Origin of the sequence: Mycobacterium sp. DL440 (genome assembly GCF_011745145.1) — a bacterium.
In the GTDB taxonomy this organism is placed as follows: Bacteria; Actinomycetota; Actinomycetes; order Mycobacteriales; family Mycobacteriaceae; genus Mycobacterium.
In genome coordinates, this window is sequence record NZ_CP050191.1 from 1,827,391 (window position 1) to 1,843,380 (window position 15,990).

Consider the following 15,990-nt stretch of genomic DNA (forward strand, 5'->3'; position numbering starts at 1 on the left):
GGGCGACCAGCGCGGACGAGCGCATTCGGGCGATCGCTCAGGAAGGCGGGGAACTCCTGGTCAGGCTGGGGATTCAGGCACCTGTAGGCCGCGCACGCAGAACTCGTAGATGTGCTCGCCGTCGATCGGTGCGCCGTTGAGTTCAACGCCCAGTGAACGCAGTCGCATCGCACCCAGCACCGACTGCATGATCAGGGCCGCGGTGCTCTGAACGTCGATCCCAGAACGGAAAGCGGCCGTTTCGATTCCGCGCCGCAGGATGTCGCCGATGAGCTCGTGTAACGGCGCCAGCACCCGTGCGTATTCACGGGGCAGGGACTCGGCGAGATGGTCGTTGTAGAAGGTCAGGCCGCGGTTGATGCTGTCCTGGGTGCTCGAGGCCGCCGGGACGGTGATTCGCTCGATGAGCGACCGCAGCGCCTCGGGTCCGGCCAGCCCCTCGGTATCCGCGCGCCAACGCAGTGTGGACTCGGCCATGATCTTGTCGATGAGGGCCAGCAGCAGCTCGTCCTTGCTGGAAAAATGCTGGTAGAAGGACCGCAATGAGGTCTTCGAGCGCTCCACGACTTCCAGCACGGTGAAGTCGGTGCGCCCGGTCTCGCCAAGGATGGCGAGCGCCGATTTCATGAATCGGCGGGCCCGGTCCGCCTGCGCCTCGGCGCGCGCGCCTTCGGTCGGTCTTCCGGCCGGACTGGCCATTGCGCCATCACCTCCGTCATGCTGCACTTGCGAGAATGACGTTACCGTTTCGGTAGAAGCAATAGGCGGCTTGTGATTACTGTGTTGGATCGACCGCGGGCGGTGCAGCGGTGAGTGAGTGGTTCCTGTTCCTGCCCCAGGTACGGCTCGGCATCGACGACGTCGTCGAACGGGCGCGGGTGGCCGAGGCCAGTGGGTTCGATGGCATCGCGTTCATCGACCATCTGGAAGCGCCGGGGGCAACCCACCAAAACATCTGGGAGGCAATGACTGTCGCCACCTGGGTGGCGGCCCGCACGGAACGCCTGCGGATCGGCCACCTGGTGTTGTGCGACGCCTTCCGTCATCCGGCGGTGCTGGCCAAACAGGCCGTCACGCTGTCGGCGGCCAGCGGCGGCCGGTTCGAGCTCGGGCTGGGCTCGGGTTCGTGGCCGCAGGAGTTCGAGCGGTTCGGTGTCGAGACCGGTGACGCCGCGGCCCGGGTACGCAGGCTCGGTGAGAATCTGGCTCTGCTGCAGCGGTATTGGGGCGGCGACGACGACCGGGCGCAGAACCCGCGTCCTGACCATCCAATTCCGTTGGTACTGGGCGGAACCGGCAAGCGCATGATGGAACTGGTGCGCGCCCACGCCGACTGGTGGAACATTCCGTCGCATCAGCTGGATCGCTTGCCCGCATTGCTGCCCACCGTGGGTTCGGCACGGGTCTCCCTGCAACAGATGGTCGGCTTCGTGGGGCGCGGTGCCGATCGCTCGGCGGTGATCGAACGTAGCACCCGGTTGTTCGGGCACCTCGGCGGCGGGTTGGTGTGCGGCGACGCTGCCGAACTCACCGCCCATTTCGCCGGACTGTCGGCCCAGGGCGTCGAACGCTTCTACGTGTGGTTCGCCGATTTCGCGGCACCCCAGACGATTTCCGAGTTCGCCGAGACAGTCATCAACACGTGACAGAGAGGAACGACATGACAGCTGGAACCAACGAGGCACCCGCCGCGACCGGGACCGAACCGACGCAGTGGACGCTGCAGATGCTGCTCGACCTGTTCGATGCAGAACCGGCGGGGGAGAACCGTTTCACCGTCCCGACCGGTATCGCCGGTGTGGACGAGCGCCAGGTGGTCGAAGGAACGCAGATCGTCGGCGCGGCGATCGTCGCGGCGGCGAAACGCTTCCCGGACAAGTCGATTCGCTCGGCACACGCGGTATTCGCCCGCGCGGTCATGGTGGGCCCGCCGGTGGAGCTCGACATCGATGTGATCAGCGAGGGCCGATCAACGGCCACGGCGGTGATCGCCGCCTCGCAGAACGGCAAGCGGTGCATCACCATCACCGTGTTCACCGACGTGCCGTCCGGTGACGTCATCCGCCATCACCTGCCGCGGCCTGAGGTCGCCGGCCCGGCTGATGCGAATGTCTCGCCCATGCCGATGATCGGACGTGAGCTGCGACTGGTCGACGTCGTCGACGTCAACAGCCCCGACGAGGTCGGCCCGCCCGAGCTGCACGCCTGGCTGCACTATGACCCCGTGCCGGTCCGCGACGACCTGGCCAAGGCACTGATCGCGTATTTCACCGGGCACCTGGGTATTTCGACCACCATGCGCGCGCATGAGGGCATCGGCACCGCCCAGGCCCACCTCACCGTCTCGACGGCGCCGATGACGGTCACGGTGAGTTTCCACGAGCCGGTCCGGTGGGACGGCTGGCTCCTGTACAGCCACGAGAGCACCCAGGTCGGCTCGGGCATGTCGTACGTGCGCGGTGCGGTGCACACCGAAGAGGGCGAACTCATCGCGTCGTTCAGTCAGGACGGGCTGATCCGTCCGCTGCGCACCACCGACACCGGTATTTCCGCGCACTCGCGGTTGTGAGTCCGGCGCCGCCGCTCAGATCTTCAGATATCCCTTGTCCGCGGGGATCTGGGCGGCGGTGACCAAAGACGAGGTGTCGCCGGCCAGCCACACCACGATGTCGGAGATGGTGTCGGGCGGGGCCAGCGAATCCGTCGGCAGGGCACCGGGGGAGAAGCTGTGGATGTAGTTGGGGTGGTCGGCGAACATCTGATACATCGACAGGTCGTTGCCCATCGGGGTGTCGGTGCCGTACGGGTGGATCGAGTTGACCCGGATACCGAACTCACCCAGCTCGACCGCGAGTGAATTGGTGAGCCCGACGACGCCGAACTTGCTCGCACAGTAGTGACCGCAACCTGGAACGGCCTTGATGCCGGCGGCTGAGCTGACCGCGATGATCGAACCACCGTTGCCCGCCTCGATCATGGGCGGCACCACCGCCTGAACCGTGTTGAACACCCCGGTGAGATTGATGTCGACGATGTCCTGCCACTGCTGTGCCGAAATCTCCCACAACCGGCCCCAGTTGAGCACACCGGCATTGGCCACCACGATGTCGAGGCGGCCGAACTGTTCGACAGCATCGGCCACCAGGCGGCGCTGGCCTTCGGCATCGCGGACATCCACCTCACGGGCCAGGATCTTGCGTCCCTCACCCTCGACCAGCGCCACGGTCTCGGCGAGATCCTCCGGAGTGGCGGCGGCATAACCGTTCTGCGCGGCGACGGGCGCGCAGGCGTCGAGCGCGACGATGTCGGCTCCGGCACGGGCCAACCGCACGCAGTGCGAGCGGCCCTGCCCACGCGCGGCGCCGGTGACGTAGGCGACCCGCCCGGCCAGTGGGGTAGTCATGCGAGTTGCTCCTCGGGTAGTGCCGCGACGCGGGCATTGGTGAACTGATAGTCGGACAACGGGGAGTGGCGGGCGAACTGTCGGGATCCGGTGATCGTCTGCGGCCGGTAGTACGGAGTCTCGTACTGGGAGTTGACGAAATAGGAGTTCAGGCCCGACGCCGCCGTGTAATAGAGGTGGGCGACACGGCCATCCCGGCGCATCCGGGCATTCCACACGTTGAACGCGTCCTGACTGACGGTGGCGACCTGCGCGCCGCGGTGGCGGGTCTCATCGATGATCCGCACGGCGTGTGCGGCCACGGTCTCGACATAGTCCAGCCAGGCGAATCCGACGAAGCCGAGCGGGCCGACGATCTCCCAGCGGTTGGGCAGGCGCGGATGTGCCGTGCCCGCGTAGCTGTGCAGACCGTGTGCCCGGTAATACTCGGCGAGATCGAATCCGTTGGGGCCGAGGACGGTCCCCGGCCGGTAGGTCTCCGGGTCGATCCAGAGTTCGTAGCCGGTGGCCAGCACCAGCAGGTCGGCCGGATGATCGACGCCGTCGGTGGTGCGGATGCCGGTCGCGGTGATCCGTTCGATCGGCGTGGTGATCAGGTTGGTGTTGGGATTGTTCAGCGCCGGCAGGAACGCGCTGGAGATCACCGGCCGTTTGGCCAGGATCCCATAGCGCGGCACCAGCTTTCGCCGGGTCGCGGCATCGTCGACGACCGCGCGCAGCAGCAGCCGGTACAGCAGCCGGGACCAGCCGTCGTAGAGCGGCATGAGGCGGCGTAACCACGTGTCCGGCAGCCGGGAGAAGACGTGGACTATGGGCGCCACCATGAAGATGTCCATCGCCAGCCGGCCGGCGGCGTTGACGACTGGGACAAGTCCGGGCAGCCGGAACAGCCGGCGCATCCACGGCGAGATGTCGAAGTCGACCTTCGGCAGCACCCACGCCGGGGTGCGTTGGTAGACATCGAGATTGTCTGCCTCCGCGGACAGCGCGGCGGTGATCTGGACGCCGGAGGATCCGGTGCCGATGACCGCGATGCGCTTCCCTCTGGTGTCGTAGCTGTCGTCCCAGGCGTTGGGGCGCAGGATCGTTCCGGTGAAGTCCTCGACGCCGTCGATGTCGACGGTGTTCTTGGCATTGACGTATCCGCCCACTGAACTGACCACGAAACGTGCCGTCACCGGTGCCCCGTCGCGGATCTGCAGTCGCCACAGTCCGTGTTCGTCGTCCCACTGCTGGCGGATCACCTCGGAGTTGGGACGCAGGTGCTCGTAGAGTCCGAGGCCGGCCGCCGTGTCCTGCAGGTAGCGATGGATCTCCGGGCCGGGCGCGAAGAACCTGGTCCAGTTCGGGTTGGGGGCGAACGACAGCTGATACCACAGGGTGGGGATGTCGACGGCGAGGCCGGGGTAGTGGTTGTCGCGCCAGGTCCCGCCGAAGTCACCGCCGCGTTCGACGATGATGAAGTCGTGAATACCCTTCTGGCGCAACAGGTGTGCTACTGCAATACCGCCGGGTCCGGCGCCGATGATCGCCACCTCGTAGGCTGGTTCTGTCATTGCTGCCTTCCGGTCAGGCCGACGACGATGTGGTCGGCCACGAATCGCTTCACCGCACGCGGACTGTCGAGGTTCACGCCGATCGGTGGGAGGAGTTCGAAGCTCAGCAACAGGCGCACGATCCATTCGCTCGCCCGTGCCGGCGCAATGCCGGGCCCGACCTCGCCGCGCTCCTGGGCTGCGCGGACGAACGGTTTCCACAGGTCGATCGAGCGCCGCATCAGGTCATCGCCGGTGTTGCGCAGCAGTAGCACCAAAATGCTCTCGTTGATGCCGCGCGGTGCCACGGAGTCCGACTGCTGGCGGTGCGCGCAGATGACGACGGCGGCGGCGGCCACCTGATCGGTCAGGCTGTCGTGGCGACCGGCCTCGGCCGCGATGGTCTCGATGAACGCGCCGGCCAGGTGGTCCAGCGCGATTCTGATGGCGTTGTCCCGACTGCCCAGGGCGTTGTGGACGGTACCTCGGGATACTCCGGCGTGTTCGGCCACCGCGGTGAGGCTGAATTGTCTTGGGCCCAAACGCCTGAGCGTCGCAGCGGCGGCGGCGAGCAGTGCGGGTGGCACCACTCGCTCCGCGTCGCGCATTTGAACACATTAGCGAAATATGTTCAATCTGGTCAGCGTTTCGCCAGATCTTCCGCGGCGGCATCCAGCACGTCGTTGAAGACCTTGGTCAGCATCGGTCGGCCCACCCAACGGGTCAGGGCCCCGCCGATGAATGGGAACTTCACCTGGAACGTCGTGGTCCAGGTGACGCGGGTGCCGCCGTCCACCGTGGTGAAGCCGACTCGACCGTGGCGGTGTTCCGAGGGTGGGAAACTGCGTTCGACTGAATAGTCGAAGGAATGCGGCGCGTCGTAGGCGGTGATGCGTTCCCGGAACCAGCCGATCACCCAGACCAGGATCCGCACCGCTCCTTGTCCATAGGGGGCCTGCCGGCCGGGTTCGGCCAGCCGCTGTCGAAGCACCAACGGCGAGCGCGTGAAATTGGCTGCGTTGCTCATGAACTCGAACACCTCATCCTGCGGTGCTCCGATGATCCGTTCGACGGTGATGGTCTGCATCAGTCCTCCTGCTGTCTGGTAAGGGTGCGGGTTGCGGCGGCGTCGCGGAGCTTGTCGGGGTTGCGCATCGCATAGAGCGCGGAGACGAGGCCGTCGGTCACCTCGATGAGCAAGACCGAGTCAAGCGCCCCGTCGTGGCGGAACAAGACGGCCGGCATCGAGTTGTAGCTGCCGAACGAGATGTCGAGTCCGGCCATGCCGCCCTGGGCGAGTCCCGCCATGAACTGCGCGACGCGCTGCGGTCCGACGACTGGGCGACGCGCAGCTGACACCTGTCCGCCGCCGTCGGACAATGCCACGACCTCGGGGGCCATCACCGCGACGAGGCCGTCGATGTCCCCGGTGTGCGCGGCCCGCAGGAACTTCGTGACGGTGGTACGTGCCAGTTGTCTGTCCGGTGTGAAGCGTCGCCGCCGGGCCTGCACGTGTTCGCGTGCGCGGTGGGCGATCTGGCGCACCGCGGTGTCGGACTTACCCACCACGAGCGCAATCTCGGGATGGCTGTAACCGAACACCTCGTGCAGGACGAACACCACGCGCTCGTCGGGGCCGAGTGTCTCCAGGATCAGCAGCATTGCCATCGACACCGATTCGGCGAGGACGGCGTCCTCGCTCACGTCCGACGCGGTCTGGATCGGTTCGGGAAGCCAATTGCCGACGTAGTCCTCGCGTCGGCGCTTGCTGGTCCGCAGCGCATTGAGGGCCTGCCGCGTGACGACCTGCACGAGGTACGCGTGCGGATGCGTCACGTCGCCTGCCGTGATCCAGCGCAGGTAGCTTTCCTGCACCACATCTTCTGCGTCGGCGGCGCTCCCCAGAATCTCGTAAGCCAGCGTGAAGAGCAGCGGGCGGTGCCCGGCGAATATCTCGGTCGCGTTCAGTTGATCCCCCTATGCCCTTGGCGTCACACTCTCAGACACCGCTCGGCACCCGAACCGTGACAGCCTTCGGCTGTGAACCGCGTCACATGGTGGCGACGTCGTGCGCATGGTGGACGATGTCGTGCAGGTGATAGACCGCGATCGTGGCCACGGTGAATTCGCTGCCGTTGCTGCGCAACCCGCGGCGCGACCAGGCGTCGGCCGGCACCCGGTCATAGGTGTTGGCGACAACCCCGGCCGCCTCGAACAGCTCGGTTGCGACAGTCCCCGGATCCTGCGACCCGTAGTCGTCGGCGATCGCGGTGGCGTCCTGATCCCAGTTCGGGAACTGAGGATCGTCCTCGGTCAACATCAACTGCACCCGGTGCTCGAAGATGCGGTGCACATCGCGGACGTGGCAGCCGTACTCCAGGATCGACCATCGGTCCGGGCGGGTCCTGACATTGACCGCGGTGCCGTGCAGCCGGGGCACCCACAGTGCGGCATCGTCCCGGATGAGGCCGGCCACCGCATTGCTCCGCACCGTCGTCGGGTCGAACCCGCACTCGGTGCAGGCGTGGGACAGCACCCAGGTCCAGTCCTTGGTGTCGGGGTCGAGGGGTTCCATGTCGCCAGTGTGGTCGCCGGTCAGTCGGCCGACAACGCCGATCGGAGCACATCGAGCGGCAGCCCGCCCAGATCGAGTGCGCGGCTGTGGAACTCTCGCAACGACGATCCCCGGCGCAGGGTCTGGTCGCGGAGTTCGTGCCAGATCCGTTGACCGATGGCGTACGACGGCGCCTGGCCCGGCCAGCCCAGATAGCGATCCAATTCGAAGCGCAGGTTCTCCTCGGCCATCGCCGAGTGCGAGGTCAGGAAGTTCCATGCCCGTTCGGCATCCCAGACCTCACCGTCGGGTGCGGTCAGGCCGCAGTGCACGCCGATGTCGATCACCACACGGGCCGCGCGGAACCGTTGTGCATCAAGCATTCCCATGCGGTCACCGGCATCGTCGAGCCAGCCCAGCTCGGCCATCAACCGCTCGGCGTACAGGGCCCAGCCCTCACCGTGGCCCGAAACCCAGCAGCCCAGCCGGCGCCACCGGTTGAGCTGGTCGGCCAGGGCCACCGCGCGGCCGATCTGCAAATGATGACCGGGGACACCTTCGTGGAACACCGTGGTGGTTTCCTGCCAGGTGTGGAACCGCTCGACGTCGGGCGGAACCGACCACCACATGCGTCCGGGCCGCGACCAGTCCTCGGACGGCCCGGTGTAGTAGATGCCGCCGGTCTGGGTCGGCGCGATCCGGCACTCCAGGGTGCGAAGCGGTCCGTCGATGTCGAAGTGGGTGCCGGCCAGCGCGTCCACCACGCGATCGGAAAGCTCCTGCATCCAGGCCTGCAGCGCATCGGTACCGCTGATGACGTATCGCGGCTCCTCGTCGAGCCGGCGCAGCGTCTCGGCCACGGTGGCACCCGGATAGAGCTGCTGGGCGATCGATTCCTGCTCGGCCACAACGGCATCGAGCAGACCCAGCCCCCAGTCGTAGGCCTCGTCGAGATCGACCGACGTGCCCAGGAACAACCGTGACATGAGCCCGTAGGCGTCGCGCCCGCAGGCGTCGGATTGACGCGCACGCGGGGCGATCTCCTCACGCAGCACATCGCCCAACTGCCGGTAAGCATCGGCCGCGGCTTCGGTGCGCTGCCGTAGCTGCGCCTGAAGCCGCCGGTTTCCAGGTGCCGCGCCGGTAGCCATCTCGGCGAACAACTGGGCGATCTGCCGGGCCTGGGTGACGCCGCGGGTCACCTGACGCAGGGCCGGGGCATGACTGCCGTGGGCCGCCGCACGTAGCGCATCCGCGTAGCCCGCGGCACGTTCGGGCACCTTCGCCAATCTCGCGGCGATCAGCGCCCAATCGTCCTCGGTGTCGGTGGCCATCAGGTCGAATACGTCGCGCATGGTTTGCAGCGGCGATGCGATGACGTTGATCTCACCCAGGTCCAGGCCGGCATCGTGCACGTCGACGGCCGCGCCGAGGCGTTCGCGCAACGCGGCCACGGTGACCACATCGACCTCGTCGGCGGGCTCGATCCCGTCGAGCTCCCGCAAGGTCGCGCGGGCCGCTTCGGCGCGGGCGGCCACCCCCTGCGGGGAGTAGTCAGTCACCTCATCGTCGTGGCCGGTGATGCCCAGTTCTGTTGCGGCGCACGGATCCAGCCGTGCATAGGTGTCGAGGTAGCGCTCGGCTACCGCGTCGACGGCAGTGGCGGCCCTAGCCAAGGTTGTTCGCGGCGAAGGTGTCGCACTTGTTCGGATCACCGGTCTGGTAACCGATGGTGAACCACTTCTGCCGCTGCTCGGAGGAACCGTGGGTCCAGGCTTCCGGGTTGACCCGGCCGGTGGCCTGCTTCTGGATGCGATCATCGCCCACCGAGGAGGCCGCCGACAGGGCGTCGGTGATGTCCTTGTCGCTCAGTGGTTCCAGGAACGGCACGTCGGTACCCTCTTGCCGGGTGATCGACGCGTAATGCGCCCAGACACCGGCGTAGCAGTCGGCCTGCAGTTCGGTGCGGACGCCCGCGCCGGTGGCGCCCTCAGGGTCGCGCTGGGCCCGGCCTAGGACACCCAGCAGGTCCTGCACGTGGTGGCCGAACTCGTGAGCGACGACGTACTCCTGTGCGAGGGGGCCTCCGCTGGAACCGAACTGGTCGACGAGCACCTGGAAGAAGTCGGTGTCGAAGTACGCCGTCTTGTCCACGGGGCAGTAGAACGGGCCGACGTCACTGGTGGCCGGACCGCATCCGGTCTGAACCTGCCCCTTGAACAGTCGTACCTGCGGACGTTTGTATCCCTTGAGCAGCTGCTGCCACACGCCGTCGACCGAGTTGCCGGTGGCGACCACTCGGCATTCGACCTTGCTGTTGGCGTCGGCGCCGGTCTTGCACTGGCTCAGGTCGAAACCCTCGCCCCCGGCCCCGCTGGTGTCTATTTGCTGCTGCTGTTGAGGCATCACGGTGCCGGGGTCGACACCCAGGAACATCGCGAGCACCACGATCAACAGACCGCCGAGACCTCCGCCGATCGCGATGCCACGGCCGGGGCCGCGGCCACCGCCGGAACTGGAGGTGGTGCTCGTGTCGATCTGCATACCCTCGTTGAAGGTCATCCCGTCACTCCATCGCATTCGCTGGTAGGTGCGTGCTCAACAGCCCGTTAAGCTTTTCACACTACGATTCAGACGTGTCCGTCCTTGCGGAACATTCGACCATCGCCCACACCTCGCTGGGGCGGTTACGCGGCACCCGTGAAGGCGGGGTCAGCGTTTGGCGGGGTGTCGAGTACGCCCAGCAGCCCATCGGCGCATTGCGCTTCCTGGCGCCGCAGCCCGTGGTGCCCTGGTCCGGGGTCCGCGACGCCGTGGAGCACGGCCCCTTGCCGCCGCAAGGCCGTTCCTTCGTCGGGGGAGGCCGCGACGACCCCAAGGTCCGCGACGAGGCTTGCCTGACCGTCACCGTCTGGTCTCCGGATACGAGCGGGTCGCTGCCGGTGATGGTGTGGATCCCCGGCGGCGCCTTCGTCTACGGTGCCGGCCAGTTGCAGCTCTACAACGGCTCGCGGCTGGCGGAGAACGGCAACGTGGTGGTGGTGAACGTCACCTACCGGCTCGGCGTGTTCGGCGGATTCGAACTCGGTGACCTCGGCGAGGGATTCGACGACAACCTGTGTCTGCGAGACCAGATTGCCGCGCTGCAGTGGGTGCGCGACAACATCGCCGCATTCGGCGGCGATCCCGAGCAGGTGACGGTCTTCGGTGAATCAGCCGGTGCCACATCGGTATTGGCTCTGCTGGCCAGCCCCGCGGCCGACGGGCTGTTCGCCCGGGGCATCGCGCAGAGTCCGGCGTTGCCGCTGATCGCCGACCGGGAAGACCGGGCCCGTCAGTCGCGCCGCTTCATGCAACTGCTCGGGGTGGGGGCCGAGCAACTCAAAGTGCTGCCGCAGCGGCAGTTGCGCCGCGCCGCCGGGCAGCTGCAACTGGAAAGTGCACAGCAGACACCAACATTGGCCTACGGGCTGACCTACGGCGTCGATCTGCTGCCGTTGCACCCGGTCGCGGCGGCACACGCGGGTGCGGTGTCCGCGGTGCCGTTGATCATCGGCACGAACAGCCACGAGGCGTCGATGTTCGCCTGGGGCAAGCCGCCGATGTTGCCGACCACGTTGGCCGGCGTCGAGGACTATCTCCGCCGCCACGACCCGCAGGCCAGGGATCGGGTGCTGGCCGCCTATCCCGATTTCCCGCGCCGACGGGCACTGATCGCGTTCGGCTCCGACGTCATGTTCGGCGCACCGACCTGGGCGTTCGCCGACGCCTACAGCGCGCACGCGCCGACCCACGTGTACCGGTTCGACCACACCACCTGGACGCTCAAGATGCTGGGGTTGGGCGCCACGCACGGCAGCGAGATCGTGCACATCCAGCACAGCTACGGGTCGTATCTGGGACGCAAGCTGCACCCGTTGGGCCGCCGGGTGCAGCCGTCGGTCGGTCGGCGGATGCAACGTACCTGGCTCGATTTCGCCCGGGCCGAGGTTGCCGATTGGCCGGAGTACGACGTCGACCGGCGGCTGACCCGGGTGATCCGGTCCACGCGTGACGAGACCGTGGCCGATCCCGACGCGGTGCGACGCCGGGTGTGGGAAGGGCTCGGCTAGTTGCCGTAACGCTCGTCGGTGTACCGGCGCAGGTTGTGCAGGAACCGCTGGAACAGCCACGCCATCACCGGCTGGCCCATGGTCATCCCGAGTCGGCCGGCCAGTCCGCTGGGCTTCATGGCCATCACCCAGGTCAGGTGGCAACCGTCGGCCGTCTCCACCACGCGGTAGTCCTCGGCGAAGGCCGAGATCGCGTTCGAGGTGCTGGTGTTGAACCGGAAAGCCATGTGGGAGAAGGGTTCCCAGGCCAGGAATTCCTCCTCGCCGGTGATGTGCCCGCGCATCGTGACGGTGCGGGTGGTGCCGACCCCTCGGGGTTCGGGACTGGTCCACTCCACGTTGGTGATGACCGTCGCCCAGTGTGGCCAGCTGGTCTCGTCGCTGAGCACCTCGAACAACTGCTCGGGTGTAATGGCGAGGTCGACGGTGCTGACGAAGCGGAACGGCGCACGGTCGATGAAGTCCAACTCGACGCGTTCGCACGGGTAGGTCCGGGCCATGGGTAGACACCCTAGGGGAGAGTGTCTAGTGGTGGGTCAGCCCGGGCCGTCGCCGGCGGCCGCCAAGAGCGGGACCACGACATCGCTGATCGGGGTGGGCAGCGCATGTGCGGCCGCTTTGCGGGCGATGACGCCGTTGCGCACATCCCACTCCAGCGGACGGCCCGCCTGATGATCCGTCAGCATCGAGGTGGTCAGGTCTTCCGGTGCCGAGGCGAGCATGCCGACGATCTCGTCGACCACCTCTTCACCCAGATCCGCGCCGTCGGCCCGGGCCACCGCCAGGCATTCGGTCAGGTAGCGCCGGGCCAGTGCGGCCACGTCGTCACGGCGGAACATCCCTGCGCGCCGGTCGGCCAGCACCATGAACCCGACCACGGCATTGACCAGCAGCTTGCGCCAGGCGGCGCGGCGGAAATCGGGATCGTGTTCGACGGTGATCGCGGTGCCGCCCACCGCGTCGGCCACGACCGCCGCCGCCGGGGTGTCGGGCAGCACCAGCCTGGCCTCGCTGCGCAACCGCACCCAGCCGCCGGGCTGGGTCTCGGCCGAGATCCAGACTGCCGCGGGCACGACGTGGGCTTTGTCGGTGTGCCGGCTGACCGCGCTCACGCGCTCGACCTGTTCCACACCGTTCTGCAGCGCGCACACCACGGTCTTCTCGTCGCACAACCGGTCCAGCCAGACCGCGGCCTGGGCGTTCTGGGTGTCCTTGACCGCGAGAAACACCACCTCGAGCGGACCGTCGACGGTGGCCGGATCGGTGTGGACCGGCCCGGGCAACCGGATCGGTGCGCCGTCGTCGGGCCGGACCTCGATGCCGTCGCGCGGGGTGCGTCCGCACAGCAGGACTTGCCGGCCGGCGGCGTGCAACAGCGCCGCGACGGTCGACCCGATGGCGCCCGGACCGATGACCGCGGTGGGAGAGTTCAGTGCCGCTGGGTCTTCGCGCGAGTGCTCATCCACATCGCAAAGTTACCGCCGTAGACCGACTCTCTAGACTGGTCACTCGTCCCAACCTTCTTCATGAGGAGTTTTCGTGCTGCGCAGTCATGCCGCCGGTTCATTGCGGGCCACGGATGCCGGTCAAACGGTCACCCTGGCGGGATGGGTGGCGCGCCGCCGTGACCACGGCGGCGTGATCTTCATCGACCTGCGCGACGGGGCTGGTGGTGGGCAAGGCGATGGGCAGAGCGTGTCGCAGGTGGTGTTCCGCCAGGGGGATGTGCTCGCTGCCGCCCACCGGTTGCGCGCCGAGTTCTGCGTCGCTGTCACCGGTGTGGTCGAGGTGCGGCCGGAGGGCAACGAGAACCCCGACATCCCGACCGGCCAGATCGAGGTCAACGCGACGTCGCTGACGGTGCTGGGGGAGAGCGCCCCGTTGCCGTTCCAGCTCGACGAGACCGCAGGCGAGGAAGCCCGGCTCAAGTACCGCTACCTGGATTTGCGCCGCGAGGGCCCGGGCAACGCAATCCGCTTGCGCTCCAAGGTGAATGCCGCCGCACGCAACGTGCTGGCCGAGCACGACTTCGTCGAGATCGAGACGCCGACCCTGACCCGCTCGACCCCGGAGGGCGCCCGCGACTTCCTGGTGCCCGCGCGTCTGCAGCCCGGCTCGTTCTACGCGCTGCCGCAGAGCCCGCAGCTGTTCAAGCAGCTGCTCATGGTGGCCGGCATGGAGCGGTACTACCAGATCGCCCGGTGCTACCGCGACGAGGATTTCCGTGCCGACCGCCAGCCGGAGTTCACTCAGCTGGACATGGAGCTCAGCTTCGTCGACGCCGACGATGTCATCGCGCTCGCCGAGCAGGTTCTGAAGGCGGTCTGGTCGACGATCGGTTATGACGTGCCGCTGCCGCTGCCCCGGATCAGCTACGCCGACGCGATGCGCCGGTTCGGCTCCGACAAGCCCGACCTGCGGTTCGGTGTCGAACTCATCGAGTGCACGGAGTACTTCAAGGACACCCCGTTCCGGGTCTTCCAGGCGCCGTATGTGGGCGCTGTCGTCATGCCCGGTGGGGCGTCGCAGCCACGCCGCACCCTTGACGGCTGGCAGGAGTTCGCCAAGCAGCGGGGTCACAAGGGGCTGGCCTACGTGCTGGTCGCGGAGGACGGCACGCTGGGCGGTCCGGTGGCGAAGAACCTCACCGACGCCGAGCGGGACGGTCTGGCCGCCCACGTCGGCGCCAAGCCGGGTGACTGCGTGTTCTTCGCGGCAGGCCCGGTCAAGCCGGCGCGTTCGCTGCTGGGCGCCACCCGCATCGAGATCGCCAAGCGCCTCGACCTGATCGACCCCGCCGCCTGGGCGTTCACCTGGGTGGTGGACTTCCCGATGTTCGAGCCCGTTGACGAGGCGACGGCCTCGGGCGACGTCGCGGTGGGTTCGGGTGCCTGGACGGCGGTGCACCACGCCTTCACCGCGCCGAAGCCCGAATCGGAGGGCAGCTTCGACAGCGATCCCGGCAACGCGTTGTCCGATGCCTACGACATCGTCTGCAACGGCAACGAGATCGGCGGCGGCTCGATCCGTATCCACCGGCGCGACATCCAGGAGCGGGTGTTCGCGATGATGGGAATCGACCACGCCGAGGCCCAGGACAAGTTCGGATTCCTGTTGGACGCCTTCGCCTTCGGCGCTCCGCCGCACGGCGGCTTGGCCTTCGGCTGGGACCGCATCACCGCGCTGCTGGCCGGGGTCGACTCGATCCGCGAGGTGATCGCGTTCCCCAAGTCCGGCGGCGGCGTCGACCCGCTGACCGATGCCCCGGCGCCGATCACCGCGCAGCAGCGCAAGGAATCGGGGATCGACGCGAAGCCCGAGTCGAAGGCCAAGCCCGAGGACAAGCCGCAGGTGAAGGCCTAACACCTCTCGGCTCTCCGTGCGCGGTTCGCCACGGCGAAGTTTGAGTCTGGAATAGAAGGCCCTACCGGAGAAGCTGGAGAAGGCATGAGCGATATCGATCCGAACTTCGACAAGACCGAACTGGTCGCCGACGTGGCGGCCCTCGACAACTTCAACCGCAATGTCGTCGAGGAATTCCGGGCCAATGGCGGCAAGGTGGGCGGGCCCTTTGAGGGCGGCACGCTGCTGTTGCTGCACACCACAGGAGCCAAATCCGGTCAGCCCCGGCTGTCGCCGCTGGCCTATCTGGACATCGACGGCGCGATGCTGATCGTCGGTTCCTACGCGGGTGGGCCCAAGGACCCCGCGTGGGTGCACAACCTGCGGGCCAACCCGCGGGCCCGGATCGAGATCGGTGTCGAGGCCTATGACGTCGTCTCGCGCGAGTTGCCCGCCGACGAGCGGGACGCCGCCTACCCGAAGATCATCGAGCGTGCCCCGGTGTTCGCCGAGTACCAGTCGAAAACCACCCGGGCCATCCCGCTTTTCGAGCTGGTTCGCGCTTAACTGCACGTCAACTGTCACGCTGGAGTGGCAGTGGAAGTCGAGTGCCACTCCAGCCTGACAAACCGGCTACGGCCGCTCGATGATGGTGGCTTTGGCCATGCCACCGCCAACACATCGTCTGCAGGCCGTAGTGCCCGCCGAATGTAGGTTTGCGCGACGTTCCACACCAGGGCGGCCAGCGACACGCCCAGGCGAACCACGCAACAATGCCGCTGATCGTCGCGCCGTCTCACGGAACACTCACTTGCACGCCACGCCGAGAGTCGTGCCATAGCGCGTTCAGTCGCGGGGCTTTAGATACCGCACTGCCTTTTCCTTGGTCATGCCCCATTTTTCTTTCGGCTCGCCTTTGGCCATCGCCACCGCCCCCTCCTCGAACATCGAGAAGTCAATCCCCATCCAGATGTGCGGAATCCTGTATGGCGGTCTAGGTTCGCCGGGCTTGGTAAATACGTGTGACTTCGCTGCTGTTTCGGT

At 67.2% G+C, this 15,990-nt stretch carries 16 protein-coding genes; 5 read left to right on the forward strand and 11 right to left on the reverse strand.

Annotated elements, in window-relative coordinates; genetic code table 11:
* Positions 1–60 precede the first annotated feature (60 nt).
* Positions 61–699 carry a TetR/AcrR family transcriptional regulator gene (locus tag HBE63_RS09075; protein ID WP_166904455.1) on the reverse strand — a complete coding sequence of 213 codons (639 nt, stop codon included), beginning with the start codon at positions 697–699 and terminating at the stop codon, positions 61–63.
* Between the two features lie 110 nt (positions 700–809).
* Here HBE63_RS09075 and HBE63_RS09080 point away from each other — a divergent pair, with 110 nt between their 5' ends.
* Entirely contained in the window at positions 810–1,646 is an 837-nt protein-coding gene (locus HBE63_RS09080; RefSeq protein WP_166904456.1) for an LLM class flavin-dependent oxidoreductase, read from the forward strand.
* Between the two features lie 14 nt (positions 1,647–1,660).
* Complete coding sequence (locus tag HBE63_RS09085; RefSeq protein ID WP_166904457.1) at positions 1,661–2,569, forward strand: acyl-CoA thioesterase II; 909 nt, start codon at positions 1,661–1,663, stop codon at positions 2,567–2,569.
* A 15-nt stretch (positions 2,570–2,584) separates the two neighbouring features.
* On the opposite strand, the gene HBE63_RS09090 is transcribed toward HBE63_RS09085, so the two are convergent.
* From HBE63_RS09090 to HBE63_RS09125, 8 genes are all read right to left on the reverse strand, one after another.
* Positions 2,585–3,403 (reverse strand): mycofactocin-coupled SDR family oxidoreductase, encoded by an 819-nt coding sequence (locus HBE63_RS09090; RefSeq protein ID WP_166904458.1) that lies wholly within the window; start codon positions 3,401–3,403, stop codon positions 2,585–2,587.
* The gene (locus tag HBE63_RS09095; RefSeq protein ID WP_166904459.1) at positions 3,400–4,959 is read right to left on the reverse strand and encodes an NAD(P)/FAD-dependent oxidoreductase; all 1,560 of its coding nucleotides are present in this window, start codon (positions 4,957–4,959) and stop codon (positions 3,400–3,402) included. The genes HBE63_RS09090 and HBE63_RS09095 overlap by 4 nt, the downstream gene beginning before the upstream one ends.
* A complete protein-coding gene (locus HBE63_RS09100; protein ID WP_166904460.1) occupies positions 4,956–5,546 on the reverse strand; it encodes a TetR/AcrR family transcriptional regulator in 591 nt (196 codons plus the stop codon). The genes HBE63_RS09095 and HBE63_RS09100 overlap by 4 nt, the downstream gene beginning before the upstream one ends.
* Before the next feature lie 32 nt (positions 5,547–5,578).
* Positions 5,579–6,025, reverse strand: a complete 447-nt coding sequence (locus tag HBE63_RS09105; protein WP_166904461.1) for an SRPBCC family protein — start codon at positions 6,023–6,025, stop codon at positions 5,579–5,581.
* A complete protein-coding gene (locus HBE63_RS09110) occupies positions 6,025–6,906 on the reverse strand; it encodes an RNA polymerase sigma-70 factor (RefSeq protein WP_166909571.1) in 882 nt (293 codons plus the stop codon). Before HBE63_RS09110 ends, HBE63_RS09105 begins: the two co-directional genes overlap by 1 nt.
* 82 nt (positions 6,907–6,988) lie before the next feature.
* The gene (locus tag HBE63_RS09115) at positions 6,989–7,513 is read right to left on the reverse strand and encodes a DinB family protein (RefSeq protein WP_166904462.1); all 525 of its coding nucleotides are present in this window, start codon (positions 7,511–7,513) and stop codon (positions 6,989–6,991) included.
* A gap of 20 nt (positions 7,514–7,533) precedes the next feature.
* On the reverse strand, positions 7,534–9,168 hold the full coding sequence (locus tag HBE63_RS09120) for a DUF885 domain-containing protein (RefSeq protein ID WP_166904463.1): 1,635 nt from the start codon (positions 9,166–9,168) through the stop codon (positions 7,534–7,536).
* Positions 9,161–10,054, reverse strand: coding sequence for a neutral zinc metallopeptidase (locus tag HBE63_RS09125; protein WP_166904464.1), 894 nt, complete (start codon positions 10,052–10,054; stop codon positions 9,161–9,163). Before HBE63_RS09125 ends, HBE63_RS09120 begins: the two co-directional genes overlap by 8 nt.
* Before the next feature lie 74 nt (positions 10,055–10,128).
* On the opposite strand from HBE63_RS09125, the gene HBE63_RS09130 reads away from it, so the two are divergent.
* Positions 10,129–11,604: a carboxylesterase/lipase family protein gene (locus HBE63_RS09130; RefSeq protein WP_166904465.1), complete on the forward strand. Its 1,476-nt coding sequence runs from the start codon at positions 10,129–10,131 to the stop codon at positions 11,602–11,604.
* Here HBE63_RS09130 and HBE63_RS09135 read toward each other — a convergent pair.
* Together HBE63_RS09135 and HBE63_RS09140 are read right to left on the reverse strand one after the other, a co-directional pair.
* Entirely contained in the window at positions 11,601–12,104 is a 504-nt protein-coding gene (locus HBE63_RS09135; RefSeq protein WP_166904466.1) for an SRPBCC family protein, read from the reverse strand. The two genes, HBE63_RS09130 and HBE63_RS09135, sit on opposite strands and share 4 nt — an antisense overlap.
* Before the next feature lie 36 nt (positions 12,105–12,140).
* Positions 12,141–13,037 (reverse strand): oxidoreductase, encoded by an 897-nt coding sequence (locus tag HBE63_RS09140; RefSeq protein ID WP_166909572.1) that lies wholly within the window; start codon positions 13,035–13,037, stop codon positions 12,141–12,143.
* Between the two features lie 106 nt (positions 13,038–13,143).
* Between HBE63_RS09140 and aspS the strand changes: the two genes are divergently transcribed.
* Both aspS and HBE63_RS09150 read left to right on the forward strand, forming a co-directional pair.
* Positions 13,144–14,967: an aspartate--tRNA ligase gene (gene aspS / locus HBE63_RS09145; protein ID WP_166904467.1), complete on the forward strand. Its 1,824-nt coding sequence runs from the start codon at positions 13,144–13,146 to the stop codon at positions 14,965–14,967.
* A gap of 84 nt (positions 14,968–15,051) precedes the next feature.
* On the forward strand, positions 15,052–15,513 hold the full coding sequence (locus HBE63_RS09150; RefSeq protein WP_166904468.1) for a nitroreductase family deazaflavin-dependent oxidoreductase: 462 nt from the start codon (positions 15,052–15,054) through the stop codon (positions 15,511–15,513).
* The last annotated feature ends 477 nt before the right edge of the window (positions 15,514–15,990 follow it).

Excerpts from the sequence above, each read along its gene's own strand:
- HBE63_RS09135 (WP_166904466.1), bottom strand. The coding sequence starts at position 12,104 with ATGGCCCGGACCTACCCGTGCGAACGCGTCGAGTTGGACTTCATCGAC.
- HBE63_RS09095 (WP_166904459.1), bottom strand. The coding sequence starts at position 4,959 with ATGACAGAACCAGCCTACGAGGTGGCGATCATCGGCGCCGGACCCGGC.
- HBE63_RS09085 (WP_166904457.1), top strand. The coding sequence starts at position 1,661 with ATGACAGCTGGAACCAACGAGGCACCCGCCGCGACCGGGACCGAACCG.
- HBE63_RS09105 (WP_166904461.1), bottom strand. The coding sequence starts at position 6,025 with ATGCAGACCATCACCGTCGAACGGATCATCGGAGCACCGCAGGATGAG.
- HBE63_RS09125 (WP_166904464.1), bottom strand. The coding sequence starts at position 10,054 with ATGACCTTCAACGAGGGTATGCAGATCGACACGAGCACCACCTCCAGT.
- HBE63_RS09075 (WP_166904455.1), bottom strand. The coding sequence starts at position 699 with ATGGCCAGTCCGGCCGGAAGACCGACCGAAGGCGCGCGCGCCGAGGCG.
- HBE63_RS09090 (WP_166904458.1), bottom strand. The coding sequence starts at position 3,403 with ATGACTACCCCACTGGCCGGGCGGGTCGCCTACGTCACCGGCGCCGCG.
- HBE63_RS09115 (WP_166904462.1), bottom strand. The coding sequence starts at position 7,513 with ATGGAACCCCTCGACCCCGACACCAAGGACTGGACCTGGGTGCTGTCC.
- HBE63_RS09100 (WP_166904460.1), bottom strand. The coding sequence starts at position 5,546 with ATGCGCGACGCGGAGCGAGTGGTGCCACCCGCACTGCTCGCCGCCGCC.
- HBE63_RS09150 (WP_166904468.1), top strand. The coding sequence starts at position 15,052 with ATGAGCGATATCGATCCGAACTTCGACAAGACCGAACTGGTCGCCGAC.